The organism is Streptomyces barringtoniae, assembly GCF_020819595.1.
Classification (GTDB): domain Bacteria; phylum Actinomycetota; class Actinomycetes; order Streptomycetales; family Streptomycetaceae; genus Streptomyces; species Streptomyces barringtoniae.
Window position 1 is genome coordinate 1 of sequence record NZ_JAJHNP010000052.1, and the last position, 6,493, is coordinate 6,493.

Here is a 6,493-nt window from a genome sequence, read left to right on the forward strand (position 1 = left end):
CGGCACGGTCGCAACCGCGGAGGAGATCAGCGACCCCGGTTTCTGGGTTCGCCATGTGCGTGAGGCGGTCCGTTTCAGTGACGGCATCCGCACGCTCGAATCCCAGAACGTCACCACGTTCATCGAGCTGGGCCCGGACGGTGTGCTCTCGGCGATGGGCCAGGACTGCGTCACCGGCGACGGTCACGCGTTCGTCCCTGTACTGCGGAAGGACCGCGCGGAATCCGAGGCCGTGACCACGGCAGTTGCGCAGGCTCACACCCGGGGCATCGCGGTCGACTGGCAGGCGTATTACGCCGGGACCGGCGCCCGACGCGTCGACCTGCCCACCTACGCGTTCCAGCACCGGCGTTTCTGGCTGGAGGCGCCGGTGGGCTGGGTGGGTGATGTGGTGTCGGCCGGGTTGGAGGCGGCCGGGCATCCGTTGCTGGGTGCGGCGGTGCCGCTGGCCGATTCCGACGGGTTGTTGTTCACGGGTCGGTTGTCCCTGGACTCGCAGCCGTGGCTGGCGGATCACGCGGTGATGGGTGCGGTGCTGCTGCCGGGTACGGCGTTCGTGGAGCTGGCGATCCGGGCGGGGGACCAGGTCGGCTGCGACCGGCTGGAGGAGCTGACGCTGGAGGCGCCGCTGGTGCTGCCCGAGCGGGGTGCCGTACAGCTGCAGCTGGTGGTCGGCGCGCCGGACGACGACGGACGGCGGCCGCTCACTGTCGCCTCGCGACCGCAGGATGCCCGAACCGAGCAGGCGTGGACCCGGCACGCCACCGGCCTGCTGGCCGCCTCCGGCGCCCAGCGGTCCTCCGTCGACCTGTCCGCATGGCCTCCGGCGGGTGCGGAACCGGTCGAGGTGGCCAACCTGTACGAGGAACTGGCCGAGACCGGCCTGCGCTACGGGCCGGTCTTCCAGGGGCTGCGGGCGGCCTGGCGGCGCGGCGAGGAGGTCTTCGCCGAGGTCGCCCTGCCCGAGACGGCCGTGGACGGGGCGGGACGGTTCGGACTGCACCCCGCCCTGCTCGATGCCGCGCTGCACGCACTCGGGCTGGGCGTGCTCGACGACGCCGGTGGCGGGCGGCTGCCCTTCGCCTGGAGCGGGGTGTCACTGCACGCCGGCGGTGCCTCGGCATTGCGCGTGCACCTCGCGCCGACGGGTGGGGACGCTGTCCGGCTGGCGGTCGCGGACGCCGCGGGGGCGCCCGTGGCGACCGTGGAGTCGCTCGTTCTGCGCGCTGTCTCCAAGGATCAGGTACAGGCCGCACGGGTCGCGTACCACGAGTCGGTCCTGCGAGTGGAGTGGGTGAACCTCCCGGTCGGCCGGGACCGGGCCGCCGCGGCGACCGAATCCGCGGGCGCGGCCGGTGTCCGTCGAGCCGTGCTCGGCAGCTGGACCTCGTTCCCGGCGGCCGTCCCGGCGGGCCTCCTGGACGGGACGAGCGGACTTCACGCGGACCTGACGGCGCTGTCGGCCGCCGTGGACCTGGGTGCTCCGGTGCCGGACGAGGTGTTCGTTCACATCGGTGCGACGGGTGCCCTCTCCGGTGCCGCTGTGCGTGCCGCGGTGGTGGAGGCGCTGGAGCTGGCGCAGGCGTGGCTGGCCGACACCCGGTTCGCGGGGGCGCGGCTGATCGTGGTGACGCGCGGTGCGGTCGCGGCGGCCGAGCGGGACGCGGACGTCGATCCGGCCCTGGCGGCCGTATGGGGGTTGCTGCGCTCGGCCGTCTCGGAGAATCCGGACCGTTTCGTCCTCGTCGACTGCGACGGGGAGGAGGCGTCCTGGCGTGTCCTGTCCACCGCACTGGCCGCGGACGAACCGCAGCTGGCGGTACGCGCCGGGGAACTTCTGGTGCCGCGCCTGGCCCGGGTCGCGGCGGGGGCCGCCATCGAGAGTCCGAGGGCCTACGACCCCGAGGGTACGGTGCTGCTGACGGGTGCTTCGGGGATGCTGGGCGGGTTGTTCGCCCGGCATCTGGCGACGGAGCACGGGGTCCGGCGTCTGCTGCTGGTCAGCCGACGCGGCGCCGAGGCAGCGGGTGCGGACGAACTCACCGCCGAACTCGGTGCGCTCGGTGCGCACGTCACCTGGGCGGCCTGTGACGTGGCCGACCGCGAGGCGCTCGCCGAGGTCATCGCATCCGTCCCGGCCGACCACCCGCTGACCGCCGTCGTACACACCGCCGGCGTGCTGGACGACGGCGTTTTCGCTTCCCAGTCGCCGAGCCGTGTCGACCGTGTCTTCGGGCCCAAGGTCGACGGCGCCCTGCACCTGCACGAGCTGACGCGTGACGCGGACCTGTCGGCGTTCGTGCTGTTCTCGTCGTCCTCCGGTGTCTTCGGCGGCCCCGGACAGGCCAACTACGCGGCGGCCAACGCGTTTCTCGACGCGCTGGCCGCGCACCGGCGAGCCCAGGGGCTGCCGGCCAGTTCGCTGGCCTGGGGCCTGTGGGGCGAGTCCGGCGGCATGGGGAGCACGCTGGACGAGACGGACATCCGCCGCCTGCGCCGCGCCGGTCTGCCTCCGCTGTCGGCCGCCGAGGGCCATACGCTGTTCGACCTCGCCCAGGACACCGACGAGGCGGCTCTCGTCCTGATGCGTGTCGACGTGCCGGCCCTGCGCGGCCAGGCGGCGGGCGCCATGTCACCGTTGCTGCGAGGGCTGGTGCGTGCTCCGCGGCGCCGGGCGGCCGGTGCCGTCGGCTCCGCGGCGGGCGGCGCCTCGCACCTGCTCGACCGGCTGACCGGCCTGACGGCACCCGAGCAGGACCGGATCATGCTGGATCTGGTACGGACCCAGGTCGCGAACGCGCTCGGGCACGCCGGCCCCGCGGCGGTGGAACCCGCACGCGCGTTCAAGGAGCTCGGGTTCGACTCGCTCACCGCCGTCGAACTGCGCAACCTCCTCGGCGACGCGACCGGCCTGCGGCTGCCACCCACGCTCGTCTTCGACTATCCGACCTCGGCCGCGCTCGCGACGCACCTGCGCGGTGAGCTCCTCGGCCGGCAGACCGAGACCGCCGTGGTGCCGGTGACAGGTGCCGCGGCCGACGACCCCATCGCGATCGTGGCGATGAGCTGCCGTTTCCCCGGCGGGGTCCGTACCCCCGAGGAGCTGTGGCAGCTGCTGGTGTCCGGCCGGGACGGCATCACGGGCTTCCCGACCGACCGGGGCTGGGACCTCGACGCCCTGTACAGCGACGACCCCGACCGTGAGGGCACCAGCTACACGCGCGAGGGTGGCTTCCTGCACGACGCCGCGTACTTCGACGCGGACTTCTTCGGGATCTCGCCGCGCGAGGCGCTGGCGATGGACCCGCAGCAGCGGTTGCTGCTGGAGACCTCCTGGGAGGCGTTCGAACGGGCCGGGATCGACCCGGCCACGCTGCGCGGCAGCAGGACCGGTGTCTTCGTCGGCTCCAACGAACAGGACTACCTGACCCTGTGGCTGCGGGACGCCGACGGCCTCGAAGGACACCTGGGCACCGGCAACGCGGCCAGCGTCGCCTCCGGCCGCCTCTCCTACACGTTCGGCCTCGAGGGCCCCGCGATCACCGTCGACACCGCCTGCTCCTCCTCGCTGGTCACACTGCACCTGGCCGCGCAGGCACTGCGCAACGGCGAGTGCTCACTGGCCCTCGCCGGAGCCGTGACGCTCATGTCCACGCCGGGTGCCTTCACCGAGTTCAGCCGGCAGCGCGGCCTGGCCGCCGACGGCCGTATCAAGGCGTTCGCCGCTGCCGCCGACGGCACCAGCTGGTCCGAGGGCGTCGCCATGCTGCTGGTGGAACGCCTGTCGGACGCCCGCCGCAACGGCCACCCCGTGCTGGCCGTACTGCGCGGCAGCGCCGTCAACCAGGACGGTGCGAGCAACGGCCTGACCGCGCCCAACGGCCCCTCCCAGCAGCGCGTCATCCGGCAGGCCCTGGCGAGTGCCGGGCTGTCGGCCGCCGACGTCGACGCGGTGGAGGCGCACGGCACCGGTACGACGCTCGGCGACCCGATCGAGGCACAGGCACTGCACGCCACCTACGGCCAGGACCGCCCCGCCGACCGCCCGCTGTGGCTGGGCTCGGTGAAGTCGAACATCGGCCACACCCAGGCCGTCGCGGGCGCCGCCGGTGTGATCAAGATGATCCTGGCGATGCGGCACGACCTGCTTCCGCAGACCCTGCACGTGGACGAGCCGACCCCGCACGTGGACTGGTCGTCGGGGGCGATAGAACTGCTCACCGAGTCCAGGGAATGGCCCCGGACGGGCCGGCCGCGCCGTGCGGGTGTCTCCTCGTTCGGATACAGCGGCACCAACGCACACGTTGTCCTCGAACAGGCGCCCACGGACGAGCCGGAGCGGCCGACCGGCCCTCCGGCGCCGCCCGTGCTGCCCTACCTGCTGTCGGGCCGCTCCCGTGACGCCCTTCGTGCCCAGGCCGACCGACTGCTGTCCCACCTCGGCACGCACACCGGGCCGGAGCCGCTCGACGTCGCCTGTTCGCTGGCCACCGGACGTTCGGCGTTCGACGTACGCGCCGTCGTCGTCGCGGAGGACCGCGACGGTCTCGTGGCCGGGCTGACCGCGCTGTCCGAAGGAAGCAGCACCACCGGACTCGTGCAGGGCACCCCTGCCGGCGGCAAGTCGGCGTTCTTGTTCACCGGTCAGGGCAGCCAGCGGCTGGGGATGGGCCGGGAGCTGTACGACGCCTGTCCCGTGTTCGCCCGGGCACTGGACGAGGTCTTCGAGCGGTTCGGACTTCCGCTGCGTGACGTCATGTTCGGCGATGAGGCCGGGCTGCTCGACCGGACGGCGTACACGCAGCCCGCGTTGTTCGCGGTGGAGGTGGCGCTGTTCCGGTTGCTGGAGTCGTGGGGTGTGCGCCCGGACTTCGTCTCGGGTCACTCCATCGGTGAGATCGCGGCGGCGCACTGTGCGGGTGTGCTGTCGCTGGCCGACGCGTGCACGCTGGTCGAGGCCCGTGGGCGGCTGATGCAGGAGCTGCCCGCCGGTGGTGCGATGGTGGCCGTCCAGGCCGCCGAGGACGAGATCACCCCGTACCTGACCGACGCCGTGAGCATCGCGGCAGTCAACGGCCCGACCTCCGTGGTGGTCGCCGGTGACGAGGACGCCGTACTGGAGATCGCCGCTTCCTTCGAGGCGCAGGGTCGGAAGACGAGGCGCCTGACGGTAAGTCATGCGTTCCATTCGCCGCACATGGACGGGATGCTGGAGGCGTTCCGCGCGGTTGCGGAGGGCCTGTCGTACGAGGCTCCGCGGATTCCGGTCGTCTCGAATCTCACCGGCGCGCTCGCGACCGCGGAGGAGATCACCGACCCCGGGTTCTGGGTGCGTCACGTCCGTGAGGCGGTCCGTTTCCACGACGGCATCCGGGCGCTCGAGGCCGAAGGGGTGACGACGTATGTCGAACTCGGGCCCGACGGTGTGCTGTCGGCGATGGGCCAGGAGTGCGTCACCGGCGACGACCAAGTGTTCGAACCCGTGCTGCGCAAGGGGCGTTCCGAAGCGGAGGCGCTGGTCAGGGCGCTGGCGCAGGTCCACGTCCGGGGTGTCGCGGTGGACTGGCGGGCGTTCTTCGCCGGCACCGGTGCACGCAGCGTCGACCTGCCCACCTACGCGTTCCAGCGTCACCGCTTCTGGCCCGAGCACGCGGGCACCGCTTCCCGGCCCGCCGCGGTGGGCGACGCCTCCGTGGAAGCGCGGTTCTGGCAGGCCGTGGAGCGCCAGGACCTGGCGGCCGTCGCCGCCGAACTCGAGGTCGAGCAGGACACGTGGCTCGACGGCATGCTGCCCGCCCTGTCCTCCTGGCGCCGTCGGCGCGATGAGCGGTCGACAGTGGACGGCTGGTGCTACCGCACCGTGTGGAAGCCGCTGGCCGATGCCTCCGGCACAAGGCTGTCCGGCCGATGGCTGGTGGTCGTGCCGGAGACGGGAGCCGCCACGGACATCTGCGGCGGGCTGGCCGAACGCGGTGCAGACGTCCATGAGTTCGTGCTGACGCAGGCCGACGCGGACAACCGTGCCGCACTGGCCGAACGGCTCACCACCGCGGCGTCCGCGGTCACGGGCGTCCTCTCGCTGCTGGACGGCCCCCTGGCGGTGACGTCGACCGCCGTGCTGGTGCAGGCGCTGGGCGACGCCCAGGCCACGGCCCCGCTGTGGTGTGTCACCCGCGGCGCGATGTCGACCGCCGTAGGAGACCGGCCCCGGGACCCGGCACAGGCGGCGGTCTGGGGTCTTGGCCGGGTGGCCGCCCTGGAGCATCCGGAACGCTGGGGCGGGTTGATCGACCTGCCGGAGACGGTGGACGCCCAGGCGCTGTCCCGCCTGGCCGGCACCTTGTCCCGTGCGGTCGGCACCCTGTCCCGGGCCTCCGGCTCCGGCGCGGCCGACGAGGACCAGATCGCCATCCGACCCTCCGGCCTGCTCGCCCGCAGGCTGGTTCGCGCCTCCGCTGCCGGTGCCCCGCCGGCACGGACGTGGAAGCCCGAG

The 6,493-nt window shown here is 73.1% G+C and carries 1 protein-coding gene; it reads left to right on the top strand.

Features of this window, described 5'->3' with window-relative positions:
* Positions 1 to 6,493: type I polyketide synthase (locus LMU33_RS40535; protein WP_228627079.1), on the top strand; the 6,493-nt coding region annotated here is incomplete at both ends.